Below are 19,793 nucleotides of genomic sequence, written 5' to 3'. Positions count from 1 at the left end.
TACCAGCCAAGCTCCGGCTCGTAGCATCCCGGCTTTCGCCGGATGACGCGTCGCGGGAAGGAATCATCGAGTGAAAACTCGATGCTGCTATGAGGGTTTCGTGACAAGCGGAAAATGAAACCGTTGTTTGATTTATTTTTCTTAGGACATTCTTAAGATCTGCTTTCTTACCTTAGTTCCCCTAGCGGGGGTTTGGGGGCGGCAATGAGCCCCAATCTTTTGGCCTTTGGAGTTGCCCCCGGAAAGGAATGTCTCTCGTCCCCGGTCCCCTCGAACTGGCCGGGGGGACAAACTGCTATCCGCGCGTGCCTTAGAGGCAGCGCATTATAATTTATGCGACCCCCGGCGAGGCCGGAGGAAAAGAGGGACGGAGCAAGCGGCACAATCTACAGGAACGGATGAAAGTCCAAGCATCGAAACGTGCGCGCTCCACTCCGAAATCGGGTTCGCTTCAGGCAAAAAGATCAAAGAACAAAAAGGGAAGTTGGTTGCCCTCAGCCGACTGCAACCTCGGGCATCCTCAGGCCGAGCTTCTCAGGCGTGGTTTGACCGGTGGCCAACCGCCACAGATCGATGGCGAGCTTGCGGGCGGCCGCGACCGCGATCTTGCGCCGAGACCGGCCGCTGACAAGCTTCTCGACCAACTCGCGCACGGGCGGGTAATCGGGTTGCCATCGCACCATGCGCCAGACCGCTTCGATTAACAGGGCGCGTATTCGCGGATTGCCGTGCTTGTTTATACTCAGATCCCGGGAGGATCCTCCGCTTTGGTGAACCCCGGCACATAATCCGACGAAGCCGGCCACTTGACGCCGGTTCTTAAACCGTCCCCAGTCGCAGATCTCCCGCAGGAGCATCACCCAGGTCAGGGCTCCGATTCCGACCGGCAGAGGCTGTTTAACCTCCTCGACCAGTTCCTTTTTGATGGCCCTTTCCTTCTCGTCGAGCTTCAGCAGAATCTCACGCATTACCTCAAGTTGCTGGACCAGATACTCGGGTAATTCGAGACAGAGATCCTTCCATTTGCGCGGCCCCCACCAACGGCCTTTCACGTGGAATCCCTGCGCCAGCAACGCGCTTCGACCACGTGCCTCCCATCCACTCCGGCTCTTCTTGATCTGATCGCGCAGACGTGATCTCGCCCGCGCCTGTTCTTCCTCCTGGCTTGGCACACGAATGACCGTGAAGGCCTTCTTGTTGCCTCGCAAATAGCGGTCGAGTTGGTCGACCAGCCCCCGCGCATCAAGGTTATCCGTCTTTTGGTTGCGTCCGCCCGCCAGGCTCACCGGGGCAACCACGAAAACGGTGGCTCCCAATTCGGTGAGCTGGCGGTATAATCCATAGCCGCAAGGACCAGCCTCATAACAGGCATAAACCTTCAGGTCGGCGGCCACTAACTTGCCAACGAGGCGAACCAGTTCCTCGTGCTTCAAGCGCAACGGGCGTTGCGGCAAGCTGCCGTCCACCTGTAGGCAAGCCACGCCATCGCGGGCATGAAGATCGATCCCGAGCTTGACCTCCTGCCCATTGGACGAGACGATTCCGTTAATCAATTTGGAGAAGTTATTTTTCGATTGGTTATTCATATCGGGCGACATGTTGGAGAATTCTTTCCCACTTGTCGCCCTCATGTTATCTACCAGCCAAGCTCCGGCTCGTAGCATCCCGGCTTTCGCCGGATGACCGTCGCGGGAAGGAACCCATCGAGTGAAAACTCGATGCTGCTATGAGGGTTTCGTGACAAGCGGAAAATGAAACCGTTGTTTGATTTATTTTTCTTAGGACATTCTTAAGATCTGCTTTCTTACCTTAGTTCCCCTAGCGGGGGTTTGGGGGCGGCAATGAGCCCCAATCTTTTGGCCTTTGGAGTTGCCCCCGGAAAGGAATGTCTCTCGTCCCCGGTCCCCTCGAACTGGCCGGGGGGACAAACTGCTATCCGCGCGTGCCTTAGAGGCAGCGCATTATAATTTATGCGACCCCCGGCGAGGCCGGAGGAAAAGAGGGACGGAGCAAGCGGCACAATCTACAGGAACGGATGAAAGTCCAAGCATCGAAACGTGCGCGCTCCACTCCGAAATCGGGTTCGCTTCAGGCAAAAAGATCAAAGAACAAAAAGGGAAGTTGGTTGCCCTCAGCCGACTGCAACCTCGGGCATCCTCAGGCCGAGCTTCTCAGGCGTGGTTTGACCGGTGGCCAACCGCCACAGATCGATGGCGAGCTTGCGGGCGGCCGCGACCGCGATCTTGCGCCGAGACCGGCCGCTGACAAGCTTCTCGACCAACTCGCGCACGGGCGGGTAATCGGGTTGCCATCGCACCATGCGCCAGACCGCTTCGATTAACAGGGCGCGTATTCGCGGATTGCCGTGCTTGTTTATACTCAGATCCCGGGAGGATCCTCCGCTTTGGTGAACCCCGGCACATAATCCGACGAAGCCGGCCACTTGACGCCGGTTCTTAAACCGTCCCCAGTCGCAGATCTCCCGCAGGAGCATCACCCAGGTCAGGGCTCCGATTCCGACCGGCAGAGGCTGTTTAACCTCCTCGACCAGTTCCTTTTTGATGGCCCTTTCCTTCTCGTCGAGCTTCAGCAGAATCTCACGCATTACCTCAAGTTGCTGGACCAGATACTCGGGTAATTCGAGACAGAGATCCTTCCATTTGCGCGGCCCCCACCAACGGCCTTTCACGTGGAATCCCTGCGCCAGCAACGCGCTTCGACCACGTGCCTCCCATCCACTCCGGCTCTTCTTGATCTGATCGCGCAGACGTGATCTCGCCCGCGCCTGTTCTTCCTCCTGGCTTGGCACACGAATGACCGTGAAGGCCTTCTTGTTGCCTCGCAAATAGCGGTCGAGTTGGTCGACCAGCCCCCGCGCATCAAGGTTATCCGTCTTTTGGTTGCGTCCGCCCGCCAGGCTCACCGGGGCAACCACGAAAACGGTGGCTCCCAATTCGGTGAGCTGGCGGTATAATCCATAGCCGCAAGGACCAGCCTCATAACAGGCATAAACCTTCAGGTCGGCGGCCACTAACTTGCCAACGAGGCGAACCAGTTCCTCGTGCTTCAAGCGCAACGGGCGTTGCGGCAAGCTGCCGTCCACCTGTAGGCAAGCCACGCCATCGCGGGCATGAAGATCGATCCCGAGCTTGACCTCCTGCCCATTGGACGAGACGATTCCGTTAATCAATTTGGAGAAGTTATTTTTCGATTGGTTATTCATATCGGGCGACATGTTGGAGAATTCTTTCCCACTTGTCGCCCTCATGTTATCTACCAGCCAAGCTCCGGCTTGTAGCATCCCGGCTTTCGCCGGATGACCGTCGCGGGAAGGAATCATCGAGTGAAAACTCGATGCTACCAGCCAAGCTCCGGCTCGTAGCATCCCGGCTTTCGCCGGATGACCGTCACGCAAAGAGGAACCCATCGAGTGAAAACTCGATGCTACCAATCAAGCTCCGGCTTGTAGCATCCCGGCTTTCGCCGGATGACGCGTCGCACAGAGAGGCATCATCGAGTGAAAACTCGATGCTACGAGGCCGGGCCTCCCCAGCCCTCCTCGAACGCCTTCCATCCCGCCGTTTCTCCGGTTGCCCTTTCCGTCTCGCTCTGCCAAACTCGGGCCATGGGCGAGAAAATCAAATTTTTCGAACAGGTAAACCGCAACTTCGACCGGGCCGCCGCGTTGACCGACCATCCGCCGGGTTTGCTCGAACAAATCAAGTCGTGCAACGGCGTTTACCACATGGCGTTTCCGCTGAAACGCGACGACGGCTCCATCGAGGTGATCCACGGCTGGCGGGCTCAACATAGCTTCCACCGCCTGCCGGTCAAAGGAGGAATCCGCTACGCCCCGATCGCCAACGAAGACGAGGTCGCCGCCCTCGCCGCCCTCATGACTTACAAATGCGCGATCGTCGACGTTCCGTTCGGCGGAGCGAAGGGAGCCGTCCGGATCAATCCCCGGAACTATTCCCAACGTGAACTCGAACATATCACCCGGCGCTACACCCACGAATTGGTTTCCCGCAATCTGATCGGGCCCGGCATCGACGTCCCGGCCCCGGATTACGGGACCGGTCACCAGGAAATGGCCTGGATCGCCGACACCTACGCCGCCCTCACCACCTCCCAGATCGATTCGCTCGCCTGCGTCACCGGCAAACCGGTCACCATGAGCGGCGTCCGCGGCCGGATCGAAGCCACCGGCAAAGGGGTCTTCTTCGGAATCCGCGAAGCCTGCGCCGATCCCGACGACATGAAACAACTCGGTCTCCCGGTCGGAGTCGAGGGGAAGAAAATCGTCGTCCAGGGTCTCGGCAACGTCGGTTACCATGCGGCAAAATTCCTCCAGGAGGCCGGAGCCGTCATCGTCGCCGTGGCCGAATTCGACGGTGCCATCGTCGCCGACTCCGGTCTCGATATCCCCAAACTCCACGCCTTCCGCCAGGAAACCGGCTCGATCATCGGCTTCCCCGGTTCCCGCTCCCTCGCCCAGAGCGGCGACGCCCTCGAACTTCCGTGCGACATCCTGATTCCCGCCGCGCTGGAAAACCAGATCACTGACGAAAACGCCGACCGCATCCAAGCCAAAATCATCGCCGAGGCCGCCAACGGACCGGTCACCGCCGACGCCAGCGCCGCCCTCCACGACCGCGGCGTCCTGATCATTCCCGACACCTACCTCAACGCCGGCGGAGTCACCGTCTCCTATTTCGAATGGGTGAAAAATCTTTCCCGGGTCCGTTTCGGCCGTATGGGCAAACGCTTCGACCAAAGCAACACCCGCAAACTCCTTCAAGAGGTCGAACAACTGACCGGCAAGCGCTTCGATCCCCGGGTCTTCGACGAACTCACCGCCGGGGGCGGCGAAGAAGACCTCGTATTCTCAGGCTTGGAAGAAACGATGGTCGTAGCGTATCAGGAAATTCGTGACCGGCAACGCCACCGCTCCGGCATCGATCTCCGCACCGCCGCCTTCGCCGGAGCAATCGACAAGATCGCCCGCAGCTACACCGAACGCGGGATCTTCCCCTGAAGCTCCGCCGAGCCGCGCCAGATCAATCGTATCCGCATTTAAAATACGATTCTAAATGTAAAATTTTTGATTAATCCTCCTTTTTTAAAATTCTTTATTCCCATTCCGACGTCCCGTTGTTTATCCTCATCGGCCTCTCGGATTGCCCCTCCCGGCGATCCTCTTCACATTGAAAATATCGCCGAATTCCTATGGATTCCGGCTTTTCCTTGACCATCGTTTTTCCCTCAGTCAGAATCACACATCCAACCTGCAAAAAAGTCAGGACCCTCCCCCTGACATCTCTTCCTATTTTCCTTTTTGCCATGTTCGACCGTATTCGATCCCTCCTTGCCCGTTGCCGATTCTTTCGTTCCAGCGTCGCCCGCACATTGACTCTTCTTGCGGCCCTGCTCGCCGCTCCCGTCGCATCCGCGAGCAACCACATGTCGTATTTGATTGGGAACCCCTCCTTCGAGCGGAATTTTGTTCTGACCGGCGACAGCGTATCTCCGGCCAGAGACGGCGTGGCGGTTCAAATGGCGGTCCTCATGGTGACCACCGGCGACGAAATCGCCAGCTACCGTTTCGCCTGGCAACTGCAGATCCAGAATCCAAACGGTTCCTGGTCCCAAGTCGAGTTGGACGGTCCCAACGTCGTTTTCAGTCCGGAGGAAATCGTCATTCTTTCCGCGAACAACGACGATTATCCCGATAGCGCCTTGGTCAATCATCAAGGGTCCCTGGTCCCCGCAGATACCCTCGATCCGTATGCCACCTACCGTGTCGTCGGCCAATTGCGACGCCAACCGTTTTTCGGGGTCTACCACGATGTAGAGGGCCCCCGCAACAGTTCGACCCGCAACCTCTACCACTTCACTAACACCTTCAGCGGAGATGCTTTCCGCAACGTCATCGCCACCGTCAACTCCGTCTCCCTCGACAATCCGTTCCTGCTCGATGGCGCCACCGTCGCCGACAAACGTGGTTTCACGGTCGACGTCGAAACTACCGCCCGGCGGTGGGACAATTACAACTCCGCCATTCACAACACCTCCATCAGTTTTCGCTACCAGGTCGAATTGCGCGATGCCAACTCCGGCTCGGTCATTCCCCTTCAAAACAACACCATCTCCGTTTTAAAATCGATCCCCTCCTACGCGACCACCGGAGGCGGCACGAAAATCCCCTCCACCACCAACTTTTCCGATACACTACATATCCAGCCCCTCCAGCAACTCGACCCGGTCAACGGCGAATACGAACTCACCGTCACCATCACCCACGTCGAACGCCCGTCGCCCCAACTCATCAAGACCGGCAACTCCCGCGATCTCGACGAACTCCAACTTTACCATTTCAACGGCGCCCTCGACTTCAGCGGGATCAGTACGGTCATGAACGACCTCTCCCGCGATCCGCAACCGTCCGTCTCCCCGTCGGGAGGCCATCTGGTGGTCTCCTTCGAGGGAGTCAAGGGACACCTGTCCTATGGCAGTGGATACACCTTTGAAGTCCCTTCATGGATCACACTACGCTTGTTCAGCGACGGCACCGCCTCGGTCCACAGCGTCACGGCACCTTTCTCCGTCGACAGTCCCGTCTCCCCCGACTTCGACGACGCTACGGGTGTCCGCTTCGCCCGCGAGAACCTGAGGCTCAGCGTCAGCGGTCTCGTCGGGGATCTGAACGTCTTCCTGCCACAAGGGATGGGATATTATAGCGATATCCAAATGCGGACGCTCTTCGCGAACCTTTATTCGTCCAACCAAAAGCTCGACGACCAACTTCGACCCGCGGTAACCGCCATCCCCTTCAGTTTCGGCTCGCCCGTCTACATCGTCGAGGAGACCAAACCGGCCGCGATTCAAACGTCCGGACTCGAGTGGCGCGTATCCACCGGAGAATTCCGCCTCAATGGTACCGGTAATGTCCGCTACGTCCGGGAAACCGAACATCAATTCCTCGCCAATTCACCCATTCCCCAAAAAGACCAGATCAAACCGAACAACGCCGGTTACTACGCCTCCGTTTACGGGCTCGACACGCCCCTATATCGGGTAATGGTCGGAGAAGATCAATCCGCCCGCCTTCGGGCCGATTTCCTCTTTCAGGAAGGGAAATTCCGAACCCATTTCCCCTACGGAGCCCTCGTCGCCTTCAATTCCGGCGCACTGTCGATCATTGATGACTCCGTCCAGGGTGGCTCCCTCACCAACGTCGCCCCGCTTCTCCTCGAATACCGGCAGAATTGTCCCGACGACGACTGCGGCGACGGCGCCGAGATCGGCCGGTTCCTGGTCAACGTCCCGACTTTGTTCTTCACTCCCGACGGCGGTCTGATCGGACATGGCGAGCTGATCGACGAACTTCCCGGCGACACCGTTTTGAGCTGGGGTTACATCGACGCGCTCAGTTCTCTGGAAGAAGATGTATTCGCCCACTCCATCCACTCCTTCACCGAAGCGGTGTTCCACCTCACCGGCCATTTCATTCCGGGCAGCGGCGGAACCGACACGGCGAACCACGGCCCGGGGGCGATCCACCTTTCCGCCGTCCACAACGACACACCGACCGAAGTCGCCCGCCCCGGCAGCGCGGAAGACCAAGCCGGCACGCATCACTACGCGGGCGTCAATCTCACCATCGAACACGGATCGATGCTCGGCCTCGCCAACATCGCCGGCAATCTGGTCTCCTACACCCCGCGGGATTGCAACAAATTCTACGCCCGCTTCAGCGGAGTCACCGGCACCCTCGAAGCGACCCCGGGCTCGTTTCCGTCCGAACTCAAACTCTACGGTTACGATTTTACCTTCGATTACTACGGCCTCGGTTTCATCGACAGCGTGACCAATGCCGAACGCAGCTTCACCGCCGGCTCGATGGCGGTCCCTTTCCCTTCCGCCGAGAAGTTTGAGTTCGACGGTCTTTCCTTCACCTGTCTCGGCGCATTGGATACGGCCCGCCTTCCGGAGGGGGGACTCGAAAAACGACTCGCCTACTGGAACGCCGATATCGACGTCGCCGCCCTCAGCTTCGTCACTTCCGATAGTTGCGATCCATCCACCGATTCCTTCGCGATGCTCGGGGTCAGCGCCTACTCCACCCTCATCGACGTCGCCCTCCACGGCGCGATCGGGATCCGTCCCGACGGCGAACTGATCCACCAGAAGTTCTCGCGGGACAATGGGCTCCAAACCGAAATCACCTCACGCCTCCGCCTGCCCAACCGGGTCGAAATGGACGGCCCCGCCGACGAAGTTTATGAGTTGACTGCCATCTCCGACGCTTACTTCAACGACTTCGCCTCTTCTTCCGAGCAACAACAGGGACAAGGCCGCCTCAACTTCGCGGCGAAAATCTCGGTGCCGTTCTTCGAGGATCTTGCGGCGCACGTCCGGACCACCGCCTCAAAGAACTTCAACCCCGACTCCCTCCTCCACCTGATGGGGGGTTGGGAAGAAGCTTCCGCCACCTATTTCACCTCGACTTTCTTCGATCCAACCAACCGCGCCTATCCATCCGGCGTCAGCGAAGCGCTCTATCGCAACGAAAGCGGCGCGGCCGGCGACCCGAAACCGTTTTTGATCGTCGCGCGCCAGGAATGGCTCCGGGTGGTCAAATTCGAATACCCGCTCCAATGGTCCCCGTCGCTCCGCTACTTCACCGCGTTCGAGCCGGAAACGGAAAAAGATCTGCTGATCGTCAAGATCGACCACCAACTCGAATACCTCAGCGCCAACAACGCCGAGATCTCCTTCGGGGCCATCTATGACGGCATGCCGCGGATCAACTTGACCAACTTCGTCTTCAACAAGATCGACGAAGGGACCGGCGTCCTCCAAGCGATCACCACCGCCCTCCGGGAGGAAGCGGTCGGCGCATTGGAGAGCGGTCTCGATTCCATGGAACGCCTACTCAACGACCGGGTCGACGAACTCTTGGAAGAGTTCCTCAGCCAGACCGTCGATCCAGTCATCGGATACTTTTTCGAAGGACTCGAAATCGTCTCCACCCAGGTCAACGACATTAACGATTGGAAAAACGAGATCCAAAACACTGCCCACCAATTCCTGATTTCCAACATCGACAATCCTTCCCGCAATATCCGCTACGTCATCAAGGAAATGGCCGGGACGGTCGACGATGCTTCGGCCTTCATCGACGACATCAAGGATGCCCTCGACCGGATCCAACTCGGTCTCCGCACCGTCCACGGCGAGATCTACCGGGTGGAGGGCGGCATCTCCATCGATCCTCCCGCCGTTCCGGACCCTTCCGATACCATCCAGGGGCTTCTCACCTTTGAAAACGACCAATTCCCGATCGTCAGCAACCTCGTTTCCCAATTGATCGCCGAGGTCGCCTCCGAGCTGGGCAGCGAACTCGCCGCGATGCTCAACGACGTCCTCGAAGGCCCGACCGCCGAATTGAACGAGCTGATCAACGAACAGATCGACAAGGTTCGCCCGGCGCTGATCCGGATCACCGAGGTCATCGAAAAGCTCGACGACCGGATCGCCGATCTCCGCAGCCAATTGGACGGCGCCGGCGATTTCGTCGCCGAATTGCGCGCCATCCTCGACGCCGCCGACGCCCAAGTCGTCGCCGCCACCGAACGGCTCAAGGAAACGATCGAAGGTTTCCTGATCGCCGACATCCCGTCACCCGATCAATTCATCGAGTTCACCGAGGAAGAATTGAAACAACGGATCCGGCAGGAGATCCAGGACGAACTCCGCCAACTTGCCTTCATCCGCGAATACCAACTGGTCCTTCGCCAAAAACTCTACGACGTCGATCTCGCGATCAAGGAGGGCATCGACACCGCCTTCGCCCAGGTCAACACCGCCTTGAAGGGATTGGTCGGCGGATACCTCACCCAGATCGACGACCGGATCAACGGCTTCCTCGGCGATCTCGACGAGGTCCTCGGAGCGGGCGAACTCGATGGCTTCGCCCACATCACCGGCGACGCCCTCCGCCTCCTCCGCATCGACGCCTATCTCCAAATGAAGGTGCCGGACGACTTGGAGTTCCGCGGTTACCTCCAAATCAAACAGTTCGAGTCCGACGGCAGCGGCGCCTGCAGTTATGGTCCGACCGGCACCTTGGCCACCGAAATCACCATGGGCGCCTTGGGCGTTCCGGTGAGCTGGATCAGCCCGGGCATGGAGATCGACGTCAACGGCAAGGTCACTTTCACCGACAAACCGGTCGGGCTCGGCGGCAGTCTCGAAATGGTGGCCGGGCAGTTCGGCTTCGAGGCTTTCACCGTCACCGAACTCGGCGCGGCCATGTCATTCGGCAAAACCGAGAATTACCTGGCGGCGAAAGTCGGACTGATCTTCCAGGAATACAGTGTCTTTGGCGGCGTCTTCTTCGGCCGGACCTGCACCATCGAACCGCTCGAGTTGGTCAACCCGCAGGTCGCCGGTCTCCTCGGCGAGCCGCCGTTCACCGGAGCCTACGTTTACGGCGAGGCCCACATTCCGGTCTCGGAAGCATTGCTCGGCATCCCCGCCAGTTGCATGTTCAAGATCACCGCCGGGGTCGGAGCGGGCGCGTTCTACTTCGTCGAAGGCCCGACTTACGGAGGGCAAATCCTCCTCGCGGTCGCGGGCGAAGCCCTCTGCCTGGTCAGCATCAAAGGGGACCTTTCCCTGGTCGGCGTCAAAGTCGCCGACGAGCTCCGCTTCAACGGACGCGGACGAATCTCCGGCAGGGCCGGTTCCTGCCCGTTTTGCGTGAGATTCGGCAAAACTCTCGAACTGGAATACAGCAACGACCGCTGGACCTTCGAGCTCTAACCTCCTCCCACGACATCATCCGCCACTCCTTTTCATTCGCATGATCTCCTTACGCAATCGTCTCCGCCACGTCTTTTCGTTCTTCCTCGCGACGGCCTTTCTCGCCGCCGCCCCGGCGACCGACGCCCAGGACATCGGGTCCAGTGTCGTCACCGCCGCCCTCGGGGTGCCGGGCGACGAAGACAACGATCCCGCCGTTTACCTCACATGGTGGCCGACCGGCGACGCGACCTGGTCGCCGCAACGCTACGCGGTGTATTCGAAAGATGGAGCGCCCGGCGACTCCGCGCCGTTCGAACTGGTCGCCATCGTCGAACCGCAGGTCGACGTGATCGCCGTCAACTTCTCTCTCAACCGCTCCCTCCGGGTCGGCGAGGATCTCGACGCTCTGTCGAACAACATCGATGGCCTTTACGACAAGATCGTCCCGACCGCCGGCATGCAGTTGGCGGAAAAGTTGGCCGCCATCGTCGCCGTCTCCGAATTCGATCCCGAGAGCGCCGAAACCCTCGCCCTCCTGACCCGCCGCCATCCCGCCGCCGCCCTCGTCGCCGGCGTCGGCTTCATCGATTCCATCCCCGAGGGCCAGATCCGCACTTACGAAATCCGCTCTTGCCCGCCGGGGGCCGCTCCCGGCGATTGCGACTTCGTATCCGGACGCGTCGTGGTCGAGGGGGGCAAGATCACCTATCTCCCCGCCCCCGGCGAACCGGTCCATGTCCCGTTCGTCGACGACGACGGCGAGCGAGATCCGCGCGGCAACCTCAACGTCCCGCTGCGCTGGGCCACCCCCGACCCGCTGCGCGAACGGTCGTTCTTCCAATTCGGTTACGATGTCTTCCGGGTCGATCCAGCCACGGCCAAAGATGAAAACTGGGACACCGAGCATCCGGACCGCGACGACTTCCTCGAGTTTCTCAACAACGGTTCCGGCGCCGTCCAACAGATCAACGTCCTTCCCATCCTGGCCGACGAGCTTTTCAGCCCCGCCAACGTGGCCGATCTCAACGCAGATCCCCGCACCTATTTCGTGATCGACGACAACGGCCGCTACGAACCGGGCGGCGAACCGTTCCAGGATGGCGACACTTACTTTTATTTCGTCGCCGGACGCGATCTCCTCGGACGCACCGGCGAGATCTCCATCGGCACCCCGGTCACCGTTTGTTTCCGGATTCCCCCCGCCTCCCCCCGCGGTCTCGAAGTGACCAACCACTACAGCTGGGATGCCGCGTCCGACACCCAGACCCAGGTTTTCAAGGTCACTTGGAACGAAGTCGCTCCCCTCGAGCATGGACCGGAGATCGCCGGATACTGGATTTACCGCTGGGAATCGATCGAGGAAATGCACCAGATGCAGGGCCTCCCGTTTTCTTCCGTTCCAAACGGCAGTCTGACCGGCGGACGTGTCGCCACCGTCCCGGCCGGGGTCACCGAATACATCGATAACGTCGGTCCGCATCCGTTCATCACCTACAGCCGCGAGGGCGATTTGGAAACCGCCCCGATTGTGAACGACGACGAGGCCAACAAGACCTACTGGTACACCGTCCGCGCCATCGACGCCTCGGCTTGCGGCGCCAATGTTTCCGGAAACAGCGCCCCCGCCTACGGAGTGCTGCGCGGACGGGTGGGCCCCGACGCTCCCGGCGGACACGTCGGCGGGGTCTGCGCCGATCCGATCGTTGACTTCCAACGTTTCGGTCCGGGCGAAACCAACGAGGAATTCGTGCAAGGGTTCACCTATCTGGAGATCGGGGTCGATCGCTTCGACGAACAGATCGCCTGGGCCGAGTTCTTCATCGAACCTCTCGCCGACAAGCGCTCTTATCTCGGTCACTTCGAATTCACCGGAAACCGCTTAGTCCACTCGGTGAAGTTGAGAAACGATCGACTCGTCCCCTTCAACCGAATCCAGGCACGACTCTTCGTTCGCGTCGGCACCGCCGACGGAAAAGTCAGCGAAACCGCCACCGGCACCTTCTACATCGGGATCGAGCCCGACCCACAGACCGGCCAGTTCGTCCAACTCTTGGAATTCGCCGCCATGCTTGACCGCAAAGGCGAATGCGACACCCATGAGACGAATCCCGACCCGACGGCCAGCGGACTGGTGAATCCGATCCAAGTCACCCTCAACCTGACCCCCAGGACCGAAGAATGGAAACTCTACCGCCGCATCGGCAACGGTTCCATCTCGATGCTCCGCCAAGGAATCGGCCGCTATGAAGACGATCCCATCGTGACGGTCGAGGACAGCGAACTTCCCTTGAACGGAGGCCAGATCTGCTACTTCCTCCAAGTGTTCGATCGGCACGGCAACCCGAGCGTTCTCCAGCGCATCGGCTGCATCACCGCCACTCCCCGGACTCCCCTGCCGGCTCCGATGCTCAGCCCCGTCCAGCCGCTCGGCGAGGACCCGGCCGAGGCGGGCGCGCGCGTCAAATGGTTCGCGCCGCCGGGCGGAGTTGAACGTTTCGAAATCTGGATACGCTCCGACGTCGAGATCCCGGCGCAGAACATCTCCGGGGATCTCCGCTTGAACGTCCATCCCGAACTCGATCCCGACTTCAGCCTCCGCTACATCCACCATCCCTCGCTCATGGTCTTCCGCTCCTACGTGACCGGACGGGTTGGGGCCAACTTCAGCAGCGGACCGGAATTCCACGCCGATTGGACCGAGAACCTTCAATCCGGAATCGAATACACCGTGGCCGTCCGCGCCGTGGGCGCCGGGGGATCGGTCGGTCCGTGGAGCAACATCGAGACCTTCATTTGGTCCTCCGAAATCGACTTCTCCCAACCGTTCGACCCGGGCGATTGCGTGGTGCCGTGGCCGGTCCGCGGTCTCCCCGGAGTCAACGCCGACTTCCCGGTGAAAGACCCGTCGGAACCGTTCGAGATCGGTCTGCTGGCCGAAATCTTCCCGAAAAACCCTGACGGAAGTCCGGTCTATTCCGGCGGCGCGGTCCGGGTGGGCAAGGTTCGCTTGGGCCGATTCCCCTCCGACCTGCCGAAAAACTGGGACCGACTCCCCGGACCTTCCGAACAAGGCCTCTACCGGATCCCCTACCCGCGCGAAGGGGACCTGCGGAACGTCTTCTATCAGACGCTCGACGGCACCCCTCTACTCAACTTCATGTTGTTCCGCTACCAAGTGCCAAACGACATCTGGCCCTCCGTTTCCGGAGACGTTTACCAAGTCTCGCCGTTGATCGAAGGAATCGCCCACACCGACATCGAATTCGAGGATGGTCCGGCCAAAGCGATCCACGATCCCTACTTCATGTTGATCGAGATTCCGGAGTCCAATCCACAAGACCGGGCCTTCCATCTCTTCTTGAAAGACACCCAGCCCGTCATCAATGGCGCAAGCTACCGCTACTTGGTCGTCCGCTTCGACGACTCCGGCGAGATCGCCCAAGTCATTCCTCTTCCAACCGTAACCGCCAACTGATTTTCCTCCAATGATTCGGCGTCCTTCCACCTCTTCTTCCGCTCGCACGATCCTCAGCGTCGGCGTCGCCGGACTCCTGGCGCCGCTGGCGCTCCCCGCCCAGTCGGCCCCGGGATTCGTTTACGAAACCACCACCGAATTCCATACGGTGGCCGACGTCGACGGCGATGGCCGACCCGATATCGTCGTCGTCGACAAAGAGAGCGGCGAATTCCGAATCGCCGCCCCTTCCTCCGACGGCGGCCTCGTTTGGCGGACCAACCCCGGCCACAGCGGCCTGCGTCCCGTGACCGGATTCTCCGCCGGACGGCTGCTCCAGGACGACCGCGACGTCCTGCTCTTCGCCGAAGCCTTCTCAAATCGAATCCAGTTGGTCGATACACCAACCGACTCGCGTCTGACCGAACCTTTGCTGGTCGTGACCAACTACGTGGGCCCGGCGCTTGTCACCGCGATCAACCTCCCCTCCTCCAACCCGGATTACAACCAAGACTACCTCGACATCGTTTATCACCCCACGCTCCAGAGCGGCGCCTATCCGAACGTCATCGCTCAACTGCGGAATTCCGCCGGAAAACTCCCGTTCGACGATCTAAGCGCCATCGGCGCCAGTGGCACGCCCTACCGGGCCAATCGCATTCTCGTCGAGAACGGAGGCGAGAAACTCTACGGTGTGATGGAGGACTACGAGACCGAATCCATCCTCACTCTTTACAAACCCTCCTCCCCTCCCGATCTGATCGCCACGGCCGATGGGTTGCCGACCGGCGCGGCCTACGTCTATGCCGATTTCAACGGCGACGGGCTCGCCCAATTCATCTTTTTCACCCCCGGTTCAACCACTCTTTACGAAAGCAACTGGGACGGCAGCGAATTGACCCAGCCAAACGACTTCAACTACCCCGAAGAGATCACCGACATTCGCGTGATCGAAACCAGCGGAGCCCCCGAGTTGCTGATCATCCATAGTAAAGGGACCGTCGCCGACCGGGTCGCATATCAAAGCGGCGGCAACCTCTCGGTCGAGGAAACCTTCGATTCCTTCAACGGCGGATTCGTGACCGGCGCCGTCGGGATCGACGACCTGTTGCACCTCTTCATCGGCGACTCTTCCGGCGTATCCAAAGAGTCGATCACATACAAATTCGATGGCTCGAATCACACCGCCATCGACCACCAAAAACTGACTCCCCTGCGAGGCGGTGTCGCTTCCGGGTCGTCGGTGCTGTTGTTCGACTCCCCGCCCCTGACCAATCCCGACGCCCGCCTCCTTTCCCACTACGACGCCGGCGCCTGGACTTCCGTCTTCACCCTCAACGGAGGCAAGGCCGAGGTGGTCAGCGAACGTTTCCGCAGCGCCAGCGAGGGTCTCGGCGACCAACAAACGATCACCATCGACTCGACTCCGTCCATCACCGCCGGAGGCCTCACCAACCAAGTCGGGGACGACCTTTCCCTTCGCTTCCAAGAGAGTCCGGTCGGCAAAGTCACGTCCCAAGTCCAGATCGAACCCCGCAGCGGAGCCTTTCGTTACGCCGTCCGCCCGGAGATCACCGCCACCGGCGACGTATCCAATGTCTTCTACCGTCGCGCCCAGGACGTTGACTGGACGAACTACGCAAGCAACCCGCCGGTGATCACCACCAACACGGTCCTCTACGCCATCGCCACTACCGACGACGGTTTTTCCAACATCGCCCGGGTGGAATACACGTTCACCCAGAATCCCGGCATCCAGGACAGCAACGGAAACGGCCTTCCCGATTTCGTCGCCCTCGCCTACGGTCTCGATCCCCTTGCCGGATCGTTCGACTCGGACGGCGACGGTTTCACCGACTTCGAAGAGATTCTCGCCGGCACCGATCCGAACGATCCCAACAGCAAGCCGGACCGCGCCGATACCACCTTCGAATATCCCAATACGTTCAACCTGACCGCCGCCCCGGCCATCCCGAATCCCGGGGCGGGAAGCGGACACCTCCGCTCCTTCGCCGCCGACGACCCGGATGACAACACCATTCGCCGCACCCGGATGAACGTCCACCAACCAAACGGCTTCGCCCTCGGCAATACCCGCACCGCTTCCACTCCCCTTCTTCCCTATCCGGCGGCGACTTTCCAAGCGTTGGCGATCTCCAATTCCGACCTCTTTGTCGTCGTCAGCACCGAAACCAACTTCCCGGTCGACGACGGTTCCTCCAAAGATTACGGCCGCCAGGTCGCCGCCGCGGTGAACATTCCCAAACAAGCGTTCGAGCCGTTCGTCTATGAAGATTTCGGCGCGCACGGCGGCTACGACGACCTCGCCGCCGAAGCCGCCGCTTGGCGCGCGGCCGCCCTCGCCTATTACGACAGCCTCGAACGACCGTCCGTCACGTTGGATGCGGTCGGGCCGGAATCGACGTTGGGTCTTCTCCTGATCGAACGAATTCTCGGCAACCTTCTTTACGAGCGGGATTTGATTGATCGCACCAACATCACGCTCACTCCGTTCCGGTCCAACGAGACTCCGCTCGCCCCCGGAGCCGAAGACGAAGGTTCCACCCGCAACAGATCCCTCTCCCTGAACGATCTGCTCGCTCTTCAGCGAGACGCCGGAGAAGAAGCATCCAGTTACCGAATTCATTCCGTCGTCAAAACCGTGAACGACGCGGTCGATTCCGCACCGACCGCCAACATCGAGCAGTTGATCGAACTGACCAACCGGCTTTACACCACGAGCGCCACCAACCAAACCGCCGGCTCCCTGCGGCCACCGTTGGAGGCCCTCCGCCGGTTCATCCGGACCGGCACCTTGGAGAACACCGGCTACGACACCGGCTCCACCGCCGCCCAGTTCCCCGCGTCTCTCCTCGCCGATGCGGCCGCCGGAGTGGCAGAGATAGAAGACCTGATCGAAGAACGCACCCGCGAGACCATCTACATTTATTACAGTGGCGCGTCCCAGAGCGCAGGTTGCCCGGTCTGGCAAGAGGTCGTTTTCAATCAAGGAACGTTCAACCCGAACAACCCGATCCTGCTCGGCGAATACGCTTTGATCGACGACCAAGGCCGCCCGTTTCCCGTCGCCCGCGCCTTCCCGCTCACCTCCGGATCGGTCTTCAGGGTCACCGGCTTCCTTGAGCCCGCCGACGCCTGCGGCAACCCGGCCATCGAAGTCATCCCGCAACCTTCCCTGGTGTTCCTGCACAACGCTCCGCCGCAGGACTCCGACGGAAATCTGATTCCCGACTCGATCCAGAATCTTTTCCCGAACGTCACCCTCTCGCCGTTCGCCGACTCCGACGGAAACGGCTACAGCGACCTGCAGGAAATCCTCAGTGGCTCCGATCCGACCGATCCGAAAAGCATCCCGATGGTCAACGGGCAACCGGCGCCGGTCTATGACTTGAGCCCGCCCCCGGTTGCCATCGTTTCGAGCGGCAACGGTTCGTCCGAGATCTCATTCCATTTCCCGGCCGATTTCGCCAAACACATCCAGTTTCAACTCTACAGCAGCGACGACCTCCAGGAGTTTGCCCCGACCGGTCTCCGCGCCACCCAAATCGGCAACGGCAGCCGCCACGAATTGACGATCCCCCAATCCGGCGACGCCGAATTCTACATCTTCCGCATGAGCCTGAAGTAAAGCGGCTGAGGCGTCCCGCCTCACCGACTTCGGCTTTTCAACCTGGAAAGTTCAGTGGATAGCCGCGACGTAGCGTAAGCGAAGATGGCGAAGCAAAAGGCGCAAGATACGCAAAAGAAGAGGCTTATATTGGATATGAAAGTCGCCGGAACGGCGAACCATCCCGACGATGACATCGTATCATTTCTCTTGAAGTGCTGGATTTAGGTTAGAAACAACGCGCTTCAGCCGCCGTCGTGTGACGTGCCGCGCCCGGGGAACAACATGGAATGAAGCTCCACTGGGAGGGATGGCATCCTGCCGTCCGCCGTCGGCGTCGGTTTCAGAAGAAGGTCGGCTGGAAGCCAACCCTCCGATTTGGTCCCTGAACCGGCTGGAGTGCAGTTTTCAACCTAGAAAGGTCAGTGGATAGCCGCGACGTAGCGTAAGCGAAGATGGCGAAGCAAAAGGCGCAAGATATACAAAAAAAGAGGCTTATATTGGATATGAAAGTCGCCGGAAAGGCGAACCATCCCGACGATGACATCGTATCATTTCTCTCTATTCTTGTGTCTTTTCGTGGCTGCTCTAAGTGCTGGATTTAGGTTCAAAGTATGAACATGGAGTCTCAGCCGTTCACCCGGCTGAGACTCACGACGCACTCCAAGTGCTTCGTTTGCGGGAACAGATCGAATGGCTGCACCGATTCGATCCGATAACCGTTTCGGTTGAAAAAACCGAGGTCACGTATCTGCGTGGCCGGATTGCAGGAAACATACACGACCCGCCCCGGACCGAAGGCGAAGAGCTGATTCAAAAAGGCTTCGTCCGATCCTTTCCGCGGCGGGTCGATGATCACCGCCGTTTCCGAAGGAGGAAACTCGATTCCGGCGAAAATCGACGAGGCGTCGCCCGCCAGAAACGAACAGTTCCCCACGCCGTTCGCCTCGGCGTTCTTTTTCGCCCACTGAATCGAGTTCTCGCTGATCTCGACTCCCGCCACCCGTTCGAACCGACCGCTGCACGTCAAGGCGAACAATCCTGATCCGCAATAGGCATCCACCAAATAACGGCAACCTCCGCGCGAAGCCTCCTCCCCGACGTAATCGGTCAACGCCTCTAAAATAAATGGATTGTTCTGGAAAAATTCCCCGGCGAGAAACTGAAAACGCTTCCCCCCGACTTCTTCCGTGACCACCGCACCGGGATCGGTCACCACGCCTTCGACGGCTTCCCGGATCAACAACGTCGCCCCCCGGCGATATCCGGCGGCGTCCGCCCGGACCGCGGCCCGGATCTCCGGCAACGCCTCGTTGATCTTTTCGGTGGCGATCGGACACTGGGGGACGTCGACCAACCGATTCCGGGTTCCACTCCGCAAAAATCCGATTTCCGAAATTTCGCCATCCTTGGGACGATGGAAATGCGGGGTGATTTTGGCCCGGTAACGATACTCCCGCGGGGATCCGATCACTTCGTTGACCGGCGCCTCGATCCCGGCCATCCGGCGCAACAACTCCTCCACCTGCTGCCGTTTCCAACGCAGCTGTTCCGCATATTCAATATGTTGATACTGGCAACCGCCGCAGACGCCGAACAACGGACAACCCGGCTCCACCCGCCGCGGCGACGCCGCCAGCACCTCCACCAGATCGGCCTCGGAGTAATTCTTGTGATTGCGAAAAACGCGGGCCCGCACCTTTTCCCCGGGGATCACTCCCGGAACCATCACCACCCATCCTTCGACGCGGCCCACGCCGAGCCCCATATTCGTCAAGGAGGTGACCTCCATCTCGACGAGGTGGTGATATGGAAAAGGATGATCGTTGAACGGCTTTTTTCTCGCTGACATCGTCTCTTCAGATTTGGTTACCAGTATCACAGCAGCAAGCGGAATCT

7 protein-coding genes are annotated in these 19,793 nt (G+C 59.8%); 4 read left to right on the top strand and 3 right to left on the bottom strand.

The genetic code is table 11. The features are described from left to right. Positions 1–494: 494 nt before the first annotated feature. Together ACWUI2_RS11910 and ACWUI2_RS11905 are read right to left on the bottom strand one after the other, a co-directional pair. Positions 495–1,631: an IS110 family RNA-guided transposase gene (locus ACWUI2_RS11910; RefSeq protein WP_486981276.1), complete on the bottom strand. Its 1,137-nt coding sequence runs from the start codon at positions 1,629–1,631 to the stop codon at positions 495–497. 500 nt (positions 1,632–2,131) lie between these two features. After that, entirely contained in the window at positions 2,132–3,268 is a 1,137-nt protein-coding gene (locus ACWUI2_RS11905; protein WP_486981276.1) for an IS110 family RNA-guided transposase, read from the bottom strand. 357 nt (positions 3,269–3,625) lie between these two features. On the opposite strand from ACWUI2_RS11905, the gene ACWUI2_RS11900 reads away from it, so the two are divergent. From ACWUI2_RS11900 to ACWUI2_RS11885, 4 genes are all read left to right on the top strand, one after another. Continuing rightward, positions 3,626–5,038: a Glu/Leu/Phe/Val family dehydrogenase gene (locus ACWUI2_RS11900; RefSeq protein WP_486983066.1), complete on the top strand. Its 1,413-nt coding sequence runs from the start codon at positions 3,626–3,628 to the stop codon at positions 5,036–5,038. A gap of 305 nt (positions 5,039–5,343) precedes the next feature. Further along, positions 5,344–10,830 (top strand): hypothetical protein, encoded by a 5,487-nt coding sequence (locus tag ACWUI2_RS11895; RefSeq protein WP_486983065.1) that lies wholly within the window; start codon positions 5,344–5,346, stop codon positions 10,828–10,830. A gap of 40 nt (positions 10,831–10,870) precedes the next feature. After that, a complete protein-coding gene (locus ACWUI2_RS11890; protein WP_486983064.1) occupies positions 10,871–14,287 on the top strand; it encodes a hypothetical protein in 3,417 nt (1,138 codons plus the stop codon). Between the two features lie 10 nt (positions 14,288–14,297). Beyond that, positions 14,298–17,915, top strand: coding sequence for a hypothetical protein (locus ACWUI2_RS11885; protein WP_486983063.1), 3,618 nt, complete (start codon positions 14,298–14,300; stop codon positions 17,913–17,915). A gap of 607 nt (positions 17,916–18,522) precedes the next feature. On the opposite strand, the gene ACWUI2_RS11880 is transcribed toward ACWUI2_RS11885, so the two are convergent. Continuing rightward, entirely contained in the window at positions 18,523–19,746 is a 1,224-nt protein-coding gene (locus ACWUI2_RS11880) for a class I SAM-dependent RNA methyltransferase (RefSeq protein ID WP_486983062.1), read from the bottom strand. Between the last annotated feature and the right edge of the window lie 47 nt (positions 19,747–19,793).

This window comes from Verruconatronum alginivorum (assembly GCF_056590205.1).
This window is presented reverse-complemented; position numbering and strand designations above follow the sequence as displayed.

Coding starts and splice junctions, on each gene's coding strand:
- ACWUI2_RS11900 (WP_486983066.1), top strand. CDS start 3,626: ATGGGCGAGAAAATCAAATTTTTCGAACAGGTAAACCGCAACTTCGAC.
- ACWUI2_RS11885 (WP_486983063.1), top strand. CDS start 14,298: ATGATTCGGCGTCCTTCCACCTCTTCTTCCGCTCGCACGATCCTCAGC.
- ACWUI2_RS11910 (WP_486981276.1), bottom strand. CDS start 1,631: ATGAGGGCGACAAGTGGGAAAGAATTCTCCAACATGTCGCCCGATATG.
- ACWUI2_RS11890 (WP_486983064.1), top strand. CDS start 10,871: ATGATCTCCTTACGCAATCGTCTCCGCCACGTCTTTTCGTTCTTCCTC.
- ACWUI2_RS11880 (WP_486983062.1), bottom strand. CDS start 19,746: ATGTCAGCGAGAAAAAAGCCGTTCAACGATCATCCTTTTCCATATCAC.
- ACWUI2_RS11905 (WP_486981276.1), bottom strand. CDS start 3,268: ATGAGGGCGACAAGTGGGAAAGAATTCTCCAACATGTCGCCCGATATG.
- ACWUI2_RS11895 (WP_486983065.1), top strand. CDS start 5,344: ATGTTCGACCGTATTCGATCCCTCCTTGCCCGTTGCCGATTCTTTCGT.